Below are 15,846 nucleotides of genomic sequence, written 5' to 3'. Positions count from 1 at the left end.
GGCCTACTTGCGCAGCTGCTGCAGCTTGGCGAAGGCGCCCGCCATGGCGGTGTTCAGTTGCGGGTTGGCGGGAGCCCGCTGCCCCCGCCCGGCCCCTTCATAGCGGTTGTCGCGCGGGCCGTCGCGGCGCGGGGAAGCCTTCGCATCCAGCTTCATGGTGAGGCTGATGCGCTTGCGCGCGACGTCCACTTCCAGCACCTTGACCTTGACGATGTCGCCGGTCTTGACCACCTCGCGCGCATCGTTGACGAAGCGATTGGACAGCTGGCTGACGTGCACCAGCCCGTCCTGGTGCACGCCCAGGTCGACGAAGGCACCGAACTGGGCCACGTTGCTGACCGTGCCGTCCAGCACCATGCCTTCCTTCAGGTCGGCGATGTCCTCCACACCCTCGTTGAAGCGCGCCACCTTGAAGTCGGGCCGCGGGTCGCGGCCGGGCTTCTCCAATTCGCCCAGGATGTCCTTGACCGTGATGACCCCGAACTGCTCGTTGGCGAACAGCTCGGGCTTGAGCGTGCGCAGCATCTCGGCGCGGCCCATCAGCTCGCCGACCGGCTTGCCGGTGGTGGCGATCATCTTCTCCACCACCGGGTAGGTCTCGGGATGCACGCCGGTCATGTCCAGCGGGTTGTCGCCGCCACGGATGCGCAGGAAGCCGGCGCTCTGCTCGAAGGTCTTGGGGCCCAGGCCGCTGACGTCCAGCAGCTGCTGGCGGTTGCGGAAGGCGCCGTGCGCCTCGCGCCAGCGCACCACCGCCTTGGCCACGCTGGCGCTCAGGCCGGAGACGCGGGCGAGCAGCGGCACGCTGGCCGTGTTCAGGTCCACGCCCACCGAGTTGACGCAGTCCTCCACCACGGCGTCCAGCGTGCGGGCCAGCTCGGTCTGGTTGACGTCGTGCTGGTACTGGCCGACACCGATGGACTTGGGATCGATCTTCACCAGCTCGGCCAGCGGGTCCTGCAGCCGGCGCGCGATGCTGGCGGCGCCGCGCAGGCTCACGTCGACGTCGGGCATCTCCTGCGAGGCGAACTCGCTGGCCGAATAGACCGAGGCGCCGGCCTCGCTGACCACCACGCGCTGCAGCCCCTCGATGCGCTTGCCCAGGTCGGCCGCCAGCTTGTCGGTCTCGCGGCTGGCGGTGCCGTTGCCGATCGCCACCAGGTTGACGCCGTGCTTCTCGCACAGCCGCTGCAGCGTGTGCAGGGAGCCGTCCCAGTCGCGGCGCGGCTCGTGCGGATAGATGGTGGCGGTGTCCACCAGCTTGCCGGTGGCGTCCACCACCGCCACCTTCACGCCGGTGCGGATGCCGGGGTCCAGCCCCATGACCACGCGTGGTCCCGCGGGGGCGGCCAGCAGCAGGTCGCGCAGGTTGTCGGCGAACACCTTGATCGCGACCTTCTCGGCCTCCTCGCGCAGCCGCGCGAACAGGTCGCGCTCGATCGACAGCGACAGCTTGACGCGCCAGGCCCAGGCCACGCACTTGCGCAGCAGGTCGTCGGCGGGTCGCCCCTGGTGGCTCCAGCCGAGCTGGACGGCGATCCGGCCCTCGGCGATCGAGGGCTTGCCCGGCTCGGGCTCCACCGGCAGCGCCAGCTTGGCGTCCAGCAATTCGAGCTGCCGGCCGCGGAACACGGCCAGCGCGCGGTGCGAGGGCACGCGGCCGATCGGCTCCTCGTAGTCGAAGTAGTCCCGGAACTTGGCGACGTCGGGGTGGTTCTCGTCCTTGCCCGTGGCCAGGCGCGAGCGGAACAGGCCCTCCTGCCAGAGCCACTCGCGCAGCGACTGCACCAGCGCCGGCTCCTCGGCCCAGCGCTCGGACAGGATGTCGCGCACGCCGTCCAGCACGGCGGGCACGGTGGTGAAGTCCTCGCCGCCCTCGCCCTTCTCCGCCTTCACGAACGCCTGGGCCTCGGTGGCGGGGTCCAGCTGGGGATCGGCGAACAGGCGGTCGGCCAGCGGCTCCAGCCCAGCCTCGCGGGCGATCTGCCCCTTGGTGCGGCGCTTGGGCTTGAACGGCAGGTACAGGTCTTCCAGTTCCTGCTTGGTGGGCGCGGCCTCGAACGCGGCGCGCAGCTCGGGGGTGAGCTTGCCCTGTTCCTCCACGCTGCGGATCACGGCCTCGCGCCGCTCCTCCAGCTCGCGAAGGTAGCCGAGCCGTTCCTGCAGCGTACGCAGCTGGATGTCGTCGAGGCCGCCCGTGGCTTCCTTGCGGTAGCGGGCGATGAAGGGGACGGTGGCACCGCCGTCGAGCAGGTCGACGGCCGCCTGCACCTGCTGCTCGCCGACGCGGATCTCGGCGGCGATCTGCCGGATGATTTTCTTCATGGGTACTGCTGGGCCTTCCGGGCGGAGCGCGAGTTTGCCACAGGGCCCGCACAGCGATTCGGGGTTGCGGCTGACAGCGGCGCGCAGCAGGCCCTTCCCAGAATGCAGGAAACCCTGGGGCCCCCTGCCCCATCCTTTTCACGGGAGAACAAGATGCGCGCCCGAATGCTGCTCCTGACCCTCGCCATCGTCGTCGTGGCGGGCTTCGCCTTCCAGAACTGGTCCCAGATCACCCAGCCCACCGAGCTGACCTTCGGCGTGGTGCAGGCCACCGCTCCGCTGGGCCTCATCCTGCTGACGCTGCTGGGCCTGACCCTGCTGGTGTTCCTGGCCAGCGCCGCTTCCATGCGCACCCACAGCCTGATGGAGTCGCGCCAGCACGCCAAGCAGCTGCAGGCCCAGCGCGATCTCGCCGACCGGGCCGAGGCCTCGCGCTTCACCGACCTGCGCGGCGTGCTGGACAACCACCTGCGCGAGACACGCCAGCGCGAACAGACGGCCAATGCCGAACTGGAGAAGACCCTGTCGCAACACCATCGCGAACTGCGCAACCAGCTGGAGCAGATGTACCACCTGCTCACCTCCCGCATGGGCGAACTGGAGCGCCGACTGGACAGTCGCCCGGCCCCTGTGGAGCGGGTCGAACGCGTGGAGACGCCGATGGCCGGCCGGCCGGACTACGTGCCGCCGGGGCGCGTGGTCGAACCGGAGCCGGTGCACGCGCCGCACGGGCGGTAAGGGGTGTATCGCAACGCGCCTGCGGCGCGAAGGCGGAAGCCCTGGATTCCCGCCTTCGCGGGAATGACATAGGGAGTGCTCAGTCGAACAGGCCCGGCCCGTCCGGGCCCAGCGGCGCCTTTTCGATCTCCAGCATCCGCAGCTTGGTGCGCGCGCCGCCCTCGGCCGAGAAGCCGCCGCTGGCGCCGTGCGCGGCCAGGATCCGGTGGCAGGGGACGATGGGAGCGAACGGGTTGGCGCCCAGCGCCTGCCCCACGGCGCGGGCCGCGCCCGGCTCGCCCAGCTCGCGCGCCAGTTCGCCATAGGTGCGGACCTGTCCCGGCGGGATGGCCCTCGTGAGTTCATACACCCGCTGCTGGAAGGCGGGCACGCCCTCGTAATCCAGCCGCACGTCCAGCATGGCGTCATGCTCGCCTTCCAGCAGCGCCTGCACGCGGGCGATCACCCGCGAAACACTGGCCGGCGGCTCGACCTCGGCGGCCGGACCGCACCAGCGGCGCATGCGCGCCAGCGTGCGATCGTCGGTGGTCTCGGGCAACTGCACGGCGTCTATGGTGCCGTCGGCCAGCCACGCGATGCCGCAGCGGCCTATGGCCGTGTCGAACAGGCAGCAGGCGGCGGCGTCGGCCATCGCCCTGCCCTCACTCCTCGCGCAGCGCGGCGCGCAGCTTCTCACCCACCTCCGGTCGCTCCAGGAAGGGGTCGGGCGGATTGCGGATGTCGACGATCGCTTCCATGCGGCTGCGCACGTTGCCCAGCGCCTTGGGATGGCTGAAGACGTAGAACCGGTCGGCCGCCGCGGCGTCGAACACCTTCTGCGCCACCTCGGCCGCCGTGACCTTGCCGGAGCTGACGGCCTTGTCGCTCATGGCCTGGCCGATCAGCTGGCTGCGGGTCGGCTGGCCTGCCGCCAGTTCGCCCGGACGGTTGCGCTCGCTCTGGTGGATGCCGGTCGGCACGAAGTACGGGCACAGCACGCTGGCACCGACCTGGTCGGTGACCAGGCGCAGGTCCTGGTACAGCGTCTCGGTCAGGGCCACCACCGCGTGCTTGCTGACGTTGTAGATGCCCATGTTGGGTGGCGTCAGCAGGCCGGCCATGCTGGCGGTGTTCACGATGTGGCCGCGCCAGGCGGGGTCGGCCTTGGCAGCCGCCAGCATCATCGGCATGAACAGGCGCACCCCGTGCACCACGCCCCAAAGGTTCACGCCCAGCACCCACTCCCAGTCGGCGACGCTGTTCTCCCACACCAGGCCGCCGGCGCCCACGCCCGCGTTGTTGAAGACGAAGTGCGGGGCGCCGAAGCGCTGCTGCACGGCCTGCGCCAGCGCCTCCATCTCGGCTGCCTTGGACACGTCCACGCGCCTTGCGAGCACCTGTGCCCCGGCCTGCTCCATCTCGGCCTGCGCGCGGTCCAGCGCATCCTGCTGCACGTCCACCAGCACCAGGTTCATGCCCAGCCGCGCGCCTATGCGGGCGCATTCCAGCCCGAATCCGGAGCCGGCACCGGTGAGCACGGCGGTCTTGCCTTCGAAGTGGTCGATCATGCGTTCTCTGCCTTCCTCAGGACGTACCCGATGCGCGGGAAATGGACGTGGACGGTGCCGGCGCGCGGATCCTCGCGGCGCAGGCTGTAGTGGGTGCGGGTAGCGGCGATCAGTTCGCCCTCCGTCGGCTCCAGGCCGAAGGATTCCGCGGCGATGGTGACGCGGGTGCCCAGCGCGATGCCGTGGTCGTCCTGGAAGGCGCTGTCCACCAGCAGGTTGTGGCCGGGCGGTTCCGGGTCGGACCGGCGCGCCACTTCGACCGCATCGGCCGAATCGAGCGGCTCGAAGCGGCCGTGGCCGACCGAGGACACCCGCTCCATCCACTCCAGCAGGGAGGGCGTGGGCTGCAGGATGTCGGCCACCGCGGGCGTCCGGGTACGGGTGAACCACAGCGGGTGGTAGGCGGCGAAGTCGGCCACGCAGGCCTCGGAGCCGAACAGGAAGTCGTGTTCGTCGGCCATGCTGGCCAGCCGGCGCAGGTAGGAGCGGTAGGCCGAGGTGGCGTCGCCCAGGCGCAGGTGCGTCATGTTGCTGCGCATGGCCTTGCGGTCGGTGGCGAAGGCCTGCCCCACCTCGCCACTGGAGAACACCTGCGACATGGACTTGGGCTGGATGCTGTAGGTCATCGCCGCCCAGAACAGCGTGCTGTCGGCCCACTGCGCGAACACGCGGGCCACGCCCTTGAGGTGCGGCGGGTACAGCGTGGGCTCGGGCTGCACGTGCTCCAGCGCGTCGGCGATCAGCGCGGTGTCGCAGTAGATGTCGGCACCGACCTGCAGCAGCGGCGTGCGGCGGTAGCCCCCGGTCAGGGCCACCACGTCCGGCTTGGGCATCACCGCTGGGATGTGCACCGATTTCCAGGCCAGCTTCTTGTGCCCCAGCACCAGGCGCGCCTTTTCGGCGAAGGGCGATTCCGGGTAGTGGTGCAGGATCAGCTCGGTCATGCGGTGTCCTCGGGTTCAGGCTCGGGTTTTCCTGGCGGCGAACACCAGGCGCCAGGTGCTCGTGAAATCGCGGACCTCGGCTGCATCCAGCGCACCCTTGTCGCGCAGCAGCCGGTGCAGCGCGGGCAGGTGGAAGTGCGGCACGGCGGGATAGAGGTGGTGCTCCACGTGGTAGTTCACATGGTGCGGGAACAGGGCCACGCGGGCCAGCCGGTTGGGCCAGGAGCCCGTGGTGCGGTTGGTGCGCGCCGCCGTCAGCGGCGAGCCCAGGTCGCTGGCGGCGCCGTGCTCGCAGATGGCGCGCAGCCGCAGGATGGGCTGCAGCACGGTGACCAGCGGCACGACCCACAGCACGAGATACATCGCGAGCCCGCGCCAGCCGGCCGGCGCAAGAGCCGCGAGCGGCGCCACCACGTGGAAGCCGGCGACCCACAGGCGATCGCGCCGGGCGGCAGCACGCAGTTCCGGCGAGGTGTCGTCCAGCGGCCGGATCTCGCGCTGGGTGTCGTCGTTGATCGCCGGCGCGCCGAAGAAGTAGGCGAAGGTCTTCCAGGCGTTCAGGCCCGCCAGGTCGCGCACCAGCTTGTTGAACAGGTAGCGCTTGCCGCGCGGGTAGCCGCCATGGATGGCGGTGTCCGGATCCTCTTCCGTGTAGAGGTTGTTGTGGTGCAGCCGGTGCGTGACACGGTAGGTGCACATGGACACGCCGCCCAGCATGCCGACCAGGCGGCCGAGGAAGTCGTTGGCCCCGCGGTGGGGGAACAGGCGGTAGTGCGCGGCTTCGTGCGCCAGGATGAACAGCCCGTGCTGGGCGATGCCGATCACCACGATGGACAGCAGCATCCACGCGCTCGGCCAGGTGGCGATGGCCAGTGCCAGGGCCAGCGCGATCAGCCCGAAGGTGTGCGCGATCGACAGCGCCGAGCGCCAGGACGACAGCCGGGTCAGCGGCGCCAGCTCCTGCGGCGTGAGCAGCCGCCGGGCCTGGGCGTTGCGCGCGCCGGGCCGCAGGTCTTCGCGGAACTCCTCGCCCTTGCGCGGTTCCACGGCCGATCCCACCTCAGACCAGCTTGACCAGCTGCTTGCCGAAATTGCGGCCGCGCAGCAAGCCGAGGAAGGCTTCCGGCGCCGACTCCAGGCCCTGCGCGACCGTCTCGCGCGGGCGCAGCTTGCCGCTGCCGACCAGATCGCCCAGCTCCTTCAGCGCCTCCGGCCAGACCTCCATGTGCTCGCTCACGATGAAGCCCTGCACGCGCATGCGGTTGGTGAGCAGCAGTTGCGGGTACGACATCGGGATCGGCTTGCCGTCGTAGCCCGAGATCATGCCGCACAGCGCGATGCGCGAGAAGGCGTTCATGCGAAGCATCACGGCGTCCATCACCATGCCGCCCACGTTCTCGAAGTAGCCGTCGATGCCGTCGGGGCAGGCCTGCTTGAGGGCCTTGGACAGCGAGACCGCATCGGCGTGCTGCTTGTAGTCGATGCAGGCGTCGAAGCCCAGTTCCTCGACCACGTAGCGGCACTTCTCGGGTCCGCCGGCGATGCCCACCGCCCGGCAGCCGCGCGCCTTGGCCAGCACGCCGACCGCGCTGCCGACGGCACCGCTGGCGGCGCTGACCGCCACCGTCTGGCCCGCCTTGGGCTCGATGATCTTCACCAGCCCGTACCAGCCCGTCACGCCGGGCATGCCGACGGCGCCCAGGTAGTGCGACAGCGGCACGTGGGTGGTGTCCAGCTTGCGCAGCGCGCCGGGCTGGCCGGCGTCGACCACGCTGTATTCCTGCCAGCCGCCCATGCCCTGGACCTTGTCGCCGGGCTGGTACTTGGGATGGCGGCTCTCCACCACCTCGCCGACGGTGCCGCCGATCATGACCTCGCCCAGCGGCTGCGGCTGGGCGTAGCTCCTGCCCTCGTTCATGCGCCCGCGCATGTAGGGATCGAGGCTGAGGTAGTGGTGGCGCACCAGCACCTGGCCGTCCTGCAGCGGCGGCGTGTCGCGGCTCACCAGCTTGAAGTTGCCGGTCGTGGCCTCCCCGGTCGGGCGGTTGTCGAGCAGGATCTGGCGGTTGGTCGGCATGTGCGTACCTCGAAATCAGTCGGTGGAGATCACGTTGAAGGCCTGCGTGCCCTTGGGGCCGACGGGCAGGCGCGGAACGTACTTGAAGGTGCCGGTGGCGTGCGCGCAGGCCTTGCCGGCCTGGTCGCTGATGGTGGCTTCGCAGAACGCCATGGTGGCGGTCCGGTGCATCAGCCGGCCCTGGGCGCGCAGCGGCCCGCGCGAGGGCTGCATGAAGGTGGTCTTCATCTCGATGGTGACCACGCCCATGTCCTTGACGATGCTGCGCGCGGCCACGGCCATGGCCACGTCCATCAGCGTCATGACGGCGCCGCCGTGGGTGACGCCGAAGGAGTTGAGGTGCTCGGGCCTGGCCTCGTAGGCGATCTGCGACTCGCCCCCCTCCATCCGCTGCAGCTCGAAGCCCAGGTGCTGGACGAAGGGGATGTCGGCGCCGAAATGCACGGGCTCAGCCTCCCGTCACCACGCTGACGCCGCCATCCACCGCCAGCCACTGGCCGGTGATGTGCTTGCCGGCGTCGGATGCGAATAGCACGCAGGTGCCCTTGAGGTCCTCGTCGTCGCCCAGCCGCCGCAGCGGCGCGTGCGCCGCCAGCTGGTCGCCCAGGCGGTCGAGCGTGCCGCGCGTCATCTTGCTGGGGAAGAAGCCGGGGCAGATGGCGTTGACGTTGATGCCGTACCGGCCCCACTCGCAGGCCAGCGCGCGGGTGAAGTTGATGACCGCGCCCTTGGACGTGTTGTAGGCCAGGGTCTGCATCTCGGGCGGATTGCCGCCCAGCCCGGCGATCGAGGCGATGTTCACGATGCGCCCGCCCTTGCGCGGGATCATGCTCTTCTTGGCGATGTGCTGGCTGAGGATGAAATAGCCGCGCACGTTCAGGTTCATCAGCTTGTCCCAGGCCTCCACCGGGTGGTCCTCGGCCGGAGCGCCCCAGGCCGCGCCGGCGTTGTTGACCAGGATGTGGACGTCGCCCATGCGCTCCAGCGTCTCGTCGGCCATGCGGCGGATGTCCTCCTCGCGCGAGGCGTCGGCGGCTATCCAGCGCGCGTCGATGCCGGCGGCCTGCAGTTCGGCCGCAGCCTCCTCCAGGTCCGAGGCCTTGCGCGAGGTCAGCATGATCTTCGCGCCGGCCTCGCCGAGCGCGTGCGCCAGTTGCAGGCCGAGGCCGCGCGAGCCGCCGGTCACGAGGGCGGTCTTGCCGGTGAGGTCGAAGAGTTGCTGGACTTTGCGGGTCATGGGGCTGCTTTCTCGTTGGAATCGGGACGGATCAGAACGCCTCTTCCGGCATGTGGACGCAGGTCGGGTCGCGCGTCTCGACCACCCTCAGCCAGGCGCCGATCTTCGGCAGTTCGTAGTGGAAGAAGTATCGCCCGGCATGCACGCGGCCGGCCTGCGCGGGGCTGCGGGCGCTGGCTTCGGCCGGCACGCTGAGCAGCACGTCCAGCCAGGTCCAGGCGATGACCACGTGGCCGAAAGCCTGCATGTAGGGCACGGCGTTGGCCAGGGCCATGGCGGGATCGCCGCCGGCCCAGGCGGCGCGGGTGGCATCGAGGACGTGCTGCAGCGCACGGGCCAGCTCGTTGCCGTGCGCCGCCAGGTCGGAACGCTGCCGCGCGGCTTCGATGGTGGTGTTGATGCGCCCGGCCAGCAGCTGCAGGCCGCGTCCGCCCTCCATCACCACCTTGCGGCCCAGCAGGTCCGCGGCCTGGATGCCGTGCGTGCCCTCGTGGATCATATTCAGGCGCTGGTCGCGCCAGTACTGCTCCACCGGGAAGTCGCGCGTGTAGCCGTAGCCGCCGTGGATCTGGATGGCCAGCGAGTTGCCCTCCAGGCAGAACTCGCTGGGCCAGCTCTTGGCGATGGGCGTCAGCACCTCCAGCAGCAGGCGGGCCTCGTCGGCCGCCTCGGCGGCGCCGGTGTGCTGTTCATCGACCAGGCGCGCGCAGTACAGCATCAGGGCCAGCGCGCCCTCGCCGTAGGCCTTCTGCGCGAGCAGCATGCGCTTGATGTCGGCGTGCTCGATGATGCGCACCTGTGGCTGGGCCGGGTCCTTGCCCGCCGGCCCGACCGGCCGGCCCTGCGGCCGGTTCTTCGCGTAGTCGAGCGAGGCGTAGTACCCCGCCAGCCCCAGCGCGGTAGCGGCCATGCCGATGCCGATGCGCGCCTCGTTCATCATGTGGAACATGCAGCGCAGGCCCTCGCCGGGCCGGCCCACGAGATAGCCGATCGCGCCGGCACCCCCGCGCACCGGGTACTTGCCCTCGCCGAAATTCAGCAGCGTGTTGGTGGTGCCGCGCCAGCCCAGCTTGTGGTTGAGGCCGGCCAGGGCGACGTCATTGCGCTCGCCGGTGAGTTGGCCCTGCGCGTCCACCAGCTTCTTGGGCAAGATGAACAGCGAGATGCCGCGCGTGCCCGGCACCAGCTTGCCGTCCGGATCCGGGATCTTGGCCAACACCAGGTGGACGATGTTCTCGCTCAGCTCGTGCTCGCCGGCCGAGATCCACATCTTGTTGCCGGTCAGGCGGTAGCGTGGCCCGAGCGGGTCGGCCTCGAAGTCAGGACCGTCGGGCACGGCCCGCGTGGCCACGTCGGAGAGGGACGAGCCCGCCTGCGGCTCCGACAGGCACATGGTCCCGGAGAAGCGCCCGCTGAACTCGTTGGCCGCGAACACCTGCTTCTGCAGGTCCGTCCCGTGCGCCATCAGCAGGTTGGCATTGCCCACCGTCAGCAAGCCGGCGCCTATGCTGACCGAGGCGGTCGCGAAGAACGCGCCGGCGGCGGCTTCGACGGTGTACGGCAGCTGCATGCCGCCGACCGCGTAGTCCTGTGCGGCGCTGAGCATGCCGGAGCCCGCATAGGCGTCCCAGGCGTCCTTGGTCGCCTGCGGCAGGATCACCTTCTCGCCGTCGAAGCGCGGCTCCTCGGTATCGACCAGCCGGTTGAACGGCGCGTACTTCTCGCGTGCGATCCGCTCGCAGGTGTCCAGCACCGCATCGAAGGTCTCGCGCGAATGGTCGGCGAAGCGCTCGCGGCCGGCGAGCTGGTCGACCTTCAGCCAGTCGTACAGCAGGAAGTCGAGGGTGGGACGGAGGGAGGACATGGTGGTTCGGCGTCATCCCCGCGGGGCGGGGATCCAGGGCCTGCGCTTCGGATGCGGGCGCGCCCCGGACTCCCACCGTAGCCGACCCCGAAGCCGGGGACGGGAATGACGGTGCTGCTTACAGGACTTCGAACACCCCGGCTGCGCCCATGCCGCCGCCGATGCACATGGTCACGCAGACGCGCTTGGCCCCGCGACGCTTGCCCTCGATCAGCGCATGGCCGGTCAGGCGCTGGCCGGATACGCCGTAGGGGTGGCCCACCGCGATGGCGCCGCCGTTGACGTTGAGGCGGTCGGCCGGGATGCCCAGCTTGTCGCGGCAGTAGATCACCTGCACGGCGAACGCCTCGTTCAGTTCCCACAGGTCGATGTCCTCGACCTTCAGGCCCAGGTTCTTCAGCACCTTGGGCACGGCGAACACCGGGCCGATGCCCATCTCGTCGGGCTCGCAGCCGGCGACGGCGAAGCCGAGGAAGCGGCCGATCGGCTTGAGGTTGTGCCTGGACGCATAGCCTTCGCCGACCACCACGCAGGCACCGGCCCCGTCGGAGAACTGGCTGGCATTGCCGGCCGCGATCACGCCGCCGGGCAGCGCCGGCTTGATGCCGCTGATGCCTTCCTTGGTCGTGCCCTCGCGCAGGCCTTCGTCCTTGCCGACCGTGACCTCCTTGGTGCGCAGGCCCATCACCGGGTCGGCGACGCCCGCCTTGACGGTGATGGGCGCGATCTCGTCCTCGAACCTGCCGGCGGCCTGGGCCGCGCAGGCCTTCTGCTGGCTGGCGGCGCCGTATTCGTCCATGGCATCGCGGCCGATGCCGTAGCGCTTGGCGACCTGCTCGGCGGTCTGCAGCATGGACCAGTAGATCTCGGGCTTCTTCTGCTCCAGGTCCGGGTCCTTGATCATGTGCAGGTTCATCTCCTGCTGCACGCAGGAGATGCTCTCCACGCCGCCCGCCACGTACACCTCGCCCTCGCCGGCGATGACGCGCTGGCTGGCCATGGCGATGGTCTGCAGGCCCGAGGAGCAGAAGCGGTTGATGGTCATGCCCGACACCGTGATCGGCAGGTCGGCCATCAGCGCGATCTGGCGCGCGATGTTGGAGCCGGTGGCGCCTTCGGGGTTGGCACAGCCCATGAGCACGTCCTCCACGGCGCCGGGCTCGATGCCGGCGCGCTGGACTGCGTGCCTGACCACGTGGCCGCCGAGCGTGGCGCCGTGCGTCATGTTGAAGGCGCCCTTCCAGCTCTTGGTCAGGGGCGTGCGGGCGGTGGAGACGATGACGGCTTGGGTCATGGGTGTTGCCTTTCTTGCGGTGTTCCGGTTGTCAGGGCGCCGGCGAGTTGAGGTTGCGCAGCAGCTGGTGGTAGAAGCGGACGAGCTCGCCCAGGTTGGCGACCGAGATGCGCTCGTTGGTGCCGTGCAGCCGGGGCAGGTCCTCCGGCTTCACGCGGATCGGTGAGAAGCGGTAGATGTTGTCGGTCAGGCCGGTGAAGTGGCGCGAATCCGAGCCGGCCACGTACAGCGCCGGCGTGACCAGCACGTCGGGATGCAGCGAGCGCAAGGTGCGGTTGAGCAGCTGATACGAAGGTGCCGCCGTCGGCGAAATGCCGGTCGGGTCGGACCCGCCGGGGATCTCGGCCAGTTCGAAGCCCTCCCCCACCTGCTCGCGCACGTGCTGCAGCACGCTCTGGCGGGTCTCGCCCGGCATGATGCGGAAGTTCACCACCGCCTGCGCCGCTTCCGGGATGACGTTGTCCTTGTTGCCGGCCTGGAGGATGGTGAGTGCCGTGGTCGTGCGCAGCATCGCATCGGTGCTGCCGGCCTTCTCCAGCTGGCCCTGCACGACGGGACCGAACAGCCACAGGTTGGACAGCGCCACGCGCTGGAAACCGCTCATCTCGGGCGCCAGTGTCTCGAACATCTCGCGTGCCACGCCCTTCATGGCGGCCGGCAGCTGCTGCTGTTCCAGTCGTCCCAACGCAGAGGTCAGCTTCGAGATCGCCGTCTGGCCCGGCGGCGGCGGTGCGGACGAATGGCCGGGCGTGCCCTTGGCCTTGATTGAGACGGACAGGTAGCCCTTCTCCGCCACGCCGATCAGGCCGACGGGGGCGGCGACGCCCGGCATCAGCCCCTCGGCCACGAACAGCCCCTCGTCGATGACGAACTCCAGGCGGACGTTCCGTTCCTTCAGCAGCTGGACGATCTGCTGCGCGCCGCGCAGGCCGCTGACTTCCTCGTCGGCCCCGGAGATGAGGTAGACCGTCTGGCGCGGCTGGAAGCCCGATGCGAGCAGGAGCTCGATCGCTTCCATCTGGGCGACGAGGTTGCCCTTGTCGTCCCAGGCGCCGCGGCCCCAGACGAACCCGTCTCGCACCTCGCCCGCATAGGGGCCGCTCGTCCAGTTCTTCTCGGTTCCCGGCTCGATGGGTACCACATCGTGGTGCGCCATCAGGGCGATGGGCCGCGCGGCAGGGTCCGTCCCGCGCCAGGTGTAGAGCAAGCTCAGGCCGCCCACCACCTCGCGCTGGAGCGTGGCATGCAGGCGCGGGAAGCGCTGCGCCAGGTACGCATGCAGCTTGCGGAACTCCTCGGCATTGGCCTGCGGGTCGGCCTGGCTGGACTCGGTGCGGAAGCGGATCGCACCGGCCAGCTTGTCCGCCACCGCATCCGCGTCGACGGCGAGCGGCGGCGCCGGCGGCACCTGCAGCTGCCGGGATCCCTGGCGCAGCGTGTTGACGGCCACCGCCGCCGCGAGCAGCAGCACCAGGCCGAGAACCGCGAGGAGGACGCGCTTGAGCATCGCGGGATCAGCCGGTCAGTCCCTTGCCCTCCGCCACCAGCTTCTTGATCAGCGGTGCGGGCTCCCAGAAGGCGGCATCGTCGCGCGGGTTCTGCTGGAAGCGCTTCATGGCCTGCATGACGTTGAACAGGCCGACCTGGTCGGCATACAGCATGGGGCCGCCGCGGTGGATGGGGAAGCCGTAGCCGGTCAGGTAGACCATGTCGATGTCGCTGGCGCGGGAGGCGATGCCCTCCTCCAGGATGTGCGCGGCCTCGTTGACCAGCGAGAACACCAGCCGCTGCACGATCTCTTCGTCGGAGATCCTGCGCGGCTCGATGCCCAGCTCCTTGCGGTGCTGCGCCACCATGTCCTCGACCAGCTTGGACGGGATCGCGTCGCGCTTGCCGGGCTGGTAGTCGTACCAGCCGGCGCCGGTCTTCTGTCCGAAGCGGCCCAGCTCGCACAGCTTGTCGGCGGACTTGCTGTACTTCATGTCGGGCCGCTCGGCGGCGCGGCGCTTGCGGATCGCCCAGCCGATGTCGTTGCCCGCCAGGTCGCCCATGCGGAACGGACCCATGGCGAAGCCGAACTTCTCGATCGCCTTGTCCACCTGTTGCGGGGTGGCGCCCTCGTCCAGCAGGAAGCCGGCCTGGCGGCTGTACTGCTCGATCATGCGGTTGCCGATGAAGCCGTCGCACACGCCCGACACCACCGCGGTCTTCCTGATCTTCTTGGCGAGGGCCATCACGGTGGCCAGCACGTCCTTGCCGGTCTTCTCGCCGCGCACCACTTCCAGCAGCTTCATCACGTTGGCCGGGCTGAAGAAGTGCATGCCGACCACGTCCTGCGGGCGCTGGGTGAAGGCGGCGATCTTGTTGACGTCCAGGGTGGAGGTGTTGGAGGCCAGGATCGCGCCCGGCTTCATCACCTTGTCGAGCGTCTCGAACACCTTCTGCTTGACGCCCATGTCCTCGAACACCGCCTCGATCACCAGGTCGGCGTCCTTGATGTCCTCGTAGGACAGCGTGGTCTTGAGCAGGGCCATGCGCTGCTCGTACTTGTCCTGCTTGAGCTTGCCTTTCTTGACCTGGGCCTCGTAGTTCTTGCGGATGGTCGCGATGCCGCGGTCCAGCGCCTCCTGCTTCATCTCGAGGATGGTCACCGGGATGCCGGCGTTCAGGAAGTTCATGGAGATGCCGCCGCCCATGGTGCCGGCGCCGATGACGGCCACGGACTTGATCTCGCGCTTGGGCGTGTCTTCCGGCACGTCGGGGATCTTGGAGGCGGCCCGCTCGGCCATGAAGATGTGGCGCAGGGCCCGGCTCTCGGGCGAGAGCATCAGGTTGATGAAGACCTCGCGCTCGTAGGCCATGCCGTCGTCGAACTTCTTCTTCGTCGCGGCTTCGACCGCGTCCACGCACTTGCCCGGCGCCGGGAAGTTCTTCGCCATGCCCTTGACCATGTTGCGCGCGAACTGGAAGTAGGCGTCGCCGCGCGGGTGCTTGCACGGCAGGTCGCGCACGCGCGGCAGCGGGCGCTTGTCGGCGACTTCGCGCGCGAAGGCCAGCGCCTCCTCGAGCAGCGACTCGGGTGAAGTGGCCATCTTGTCGAACAGCTTCTGGCCGGGCTGCTGCGCCAGCAGTTCGCTCTTGACCGGCTCGCCCGACACGATCATGTTCAGCGCCGTTTCCACGCCCAGCACGCGCGGCAGGCGCTGCGTGCCGCCGGCGCCGGGAATCAGGCCCAGCTTGACCTCGGGCAGCGCGACGTTGCAGCCGGGGGCGGCGATGCGGTAGTGGCAGCCGAGCGAGAGCTCCAGGCCGCCGCCCATGCACACCGAGTGCACGGCCGCCACCGTCGGCTTGGCCGAGTTCTCCAGCGCGAGGATCAGCGACAGCAGGTTGGGCTCGGCGATCGCCTTGGGCGAGCCGAACTCCTTGATGTCGGCTCCGCCCGAGAAGGCCTTGCCGGCACCGGTGACCACGATGGCCTTGACGGCCGGATCGGCATTGGCCTGCTCCAGCCCGGCGGCAAACGCCTGCCGCAGGGCCATGCCCAGCCCGTTGACCGGCGGGTTGTTCATCGTGATCACGGCCACGTCGCCGTGCACCTTGTATTCAGCCGTCATGTGCGGTGCTCCTGGAAAGAAAAAGAACGCTCGTTCGCTTCGGTCGATTCTAGGAAAGGCTTGCTGCGCTGCAACGCCGCGTTGTCACCGCAGGGACTATGCAGCGGGCTGTCGGACCCGTTCCCGACCGCAGGTCGAACCGTCCGCGCGGAATAACATGCAGCGCGGACACCTCTTGGACGAGGATCCGGCTTTGCCGGTCC

13 protein-coding genes are annotated in these 15,846 nt (G+C 69.5%); 1 reads left to right on the top strand and 12 read right to left on the bottom strand.

All coding sequences use genetic code 11. From position 1 onward, the window contains the following. Positions 1-3: 3 nt before the first annotated feature. Positions 4-2,325, bottom strand: coding sequence for a Tex family protein (locus tag VEC03_RS05900; RefSeq protein ID WP_324913493.1), 2,322 nt, complete (start codon positions 2,323-2,325; stop codon positions 4-6). Positions 2,326-2,490: 165 nt separating this feature from the next. Here VEC03_RS05900 and VEC03_RS05895 point away from each other — a divergent pair, with 165 nt between their 5' ends. After that, positions 2,491-3,063, top strand: coding sequence for a hypothetical protein (locus VEC03_RS05895; RefSeq protein WP_324913491.1), 573 nt, complete (start codon positions 2,491-2,493; stop codon positions 3,061-3,063). A 79-nt stretch (positions 3,064-3,142) separates the two neighbouring features. On the opposite strand, the gene VEC03_RS05890 is transcribed toward VEC03_RS05895, so the two are convergent. From VEC03_RS05890 to VEC03_RS05840, 11 genes are all read right to left on the bottom strand, one after another. Next, a complete protein-coding gene (locus VEC03_RS05890) occupies positions 3,143-3,694 on the bottom strand; it encodes a methylated-DNA--[protein]-cysteine S-methyltransferase (protein WP_324913490.1) in 552 nt (183 codons plus the stop codon). Positions 3,695-3,704: 10 nt separating this feature from the next. Continuing rightward, complete coding sequence (locus VEC03_RS05885; RefSeq protein WP_324913488.1) at positions 3,705-4,610, bottom strand: SDR family oxidoreductase; 906 nt, start codon at positions 4,608-4,610, stop codon at positions 3,705-3,707. Then, positions 4,607-5,554, bottom strand: a complete 948-nt coding sequence (locus VEC03_RS05880; RefSeq protein WP_324913486.1) for a glutathione S-transferase family protein — start codon at positions 5,552-5,554, stop codon at positions 4,607-4,609. Before VEC03_RS05880 ends, VEC03_RS05885 begins: the two co-directional genes overlap by 4 nt. Positions 5,555-5,569: 15 nt before the next feature. Further along, entirely contained in the window at positions 5,570-6,601 is a 1,032-nt protein-coding gene (locus VEC03_RS05875; RefSeq protein WP_324913485.1) for a fatty acid desaturase family protein, read from the bottom strand. A 13-nt stretch (positions 6,602-6,614) separates the two neighbouring features. Beyond that, positions 6,615-7,631, bottom strand: coding sequence for an NADP-dependent oxidoreductase (locus VEC03_RS05870; protein ID WP_324913483.1), 1,017 nt, complete (start codon positions 7,629-7,631; stop codon positions 6,615-6,617). Positions 7,632-7,646: 15 nt separating this feature from the next. Continuing rightward, entirely contained in the window at positions 7,647-8,075 is a 429-nt protein-coding gene (locus tag VEC03_RS05865) for a PaaI family thioesterase (RefSeq protein ID WP_324913481.1), read from the bottom strand. Positions 8,076-8,079: 4 nt separating this feature from the next. After that, entirely contained in the window at positions 8,080-8,868 is a 789-nt protein-coding gene (locus VEC03_RS05860; protein WP_324913479.1) for an SDR family oxidoreductase, read from the bottom strand. 31 nt (positions 8,869-8,899) lie between these two features. Next, a complete protein-coding gene (locus VEC03_RS05855) occupies positions 8,900-10,732 on the bottom strand; it encodes an acyl-CoA dehydrogenase (protein ID WP_324913477.1) in 1,833 nt (610 codons plus the stop codon). Positions 10,733-10,850: 118 nt separating this feature from the next. Next, a complete protein-coding gene (locus VEC03_RS05850; protein ID WP_324913475.1) occupies positions 10,851-12,026 on the bottom strand; it encodes an acetyl-CoA C-acyltransferase in 1,176 nt (391 codons plus the stop codon). Positions 12,027-12,057: 31 nt separating this feature from the next. Further along, on the bottom strand, positions 12,058-13,533 hold the full coding sequence (locus VEC03_RS05845; protein ID WP_324913474.1) for a M20 family peptidase: 1,476 nt from the start codon (positions 13,531-13,533) through the stop codon (positions 12,058-12,060). Between the two features lie 7 nt (positions 13,534-13,540). Then, on the bottom strand, positions 13,541-15,643 hold the full coding sequence (locus VEC03_RS05840; RefSeq protein ID WP_324913472.1) for a 3-hydroxyacyl-CoA dehydrogenase NAD-binding domain-containing protein: 2,103 nt from the start codon (positions 15,641-15,643) through the stop codon (positions 13,541-13,543). Positions 15,644-15,846: the final 203 nt, after the last annotated feature.

It is taken from the genome of Ramlibacter sp. (assembly GCF_035627355.1).
In the GTDB taxonomy this organism is placed as follows: Bacteria; Pseudomonadota; Gammaproteobacteria; order Burkholderiales; family Burkholderiaceae_C; genus Ramlibacter.
This window is presented reverse-complemented; position numbering and strand designations above follow the sequence as displayed.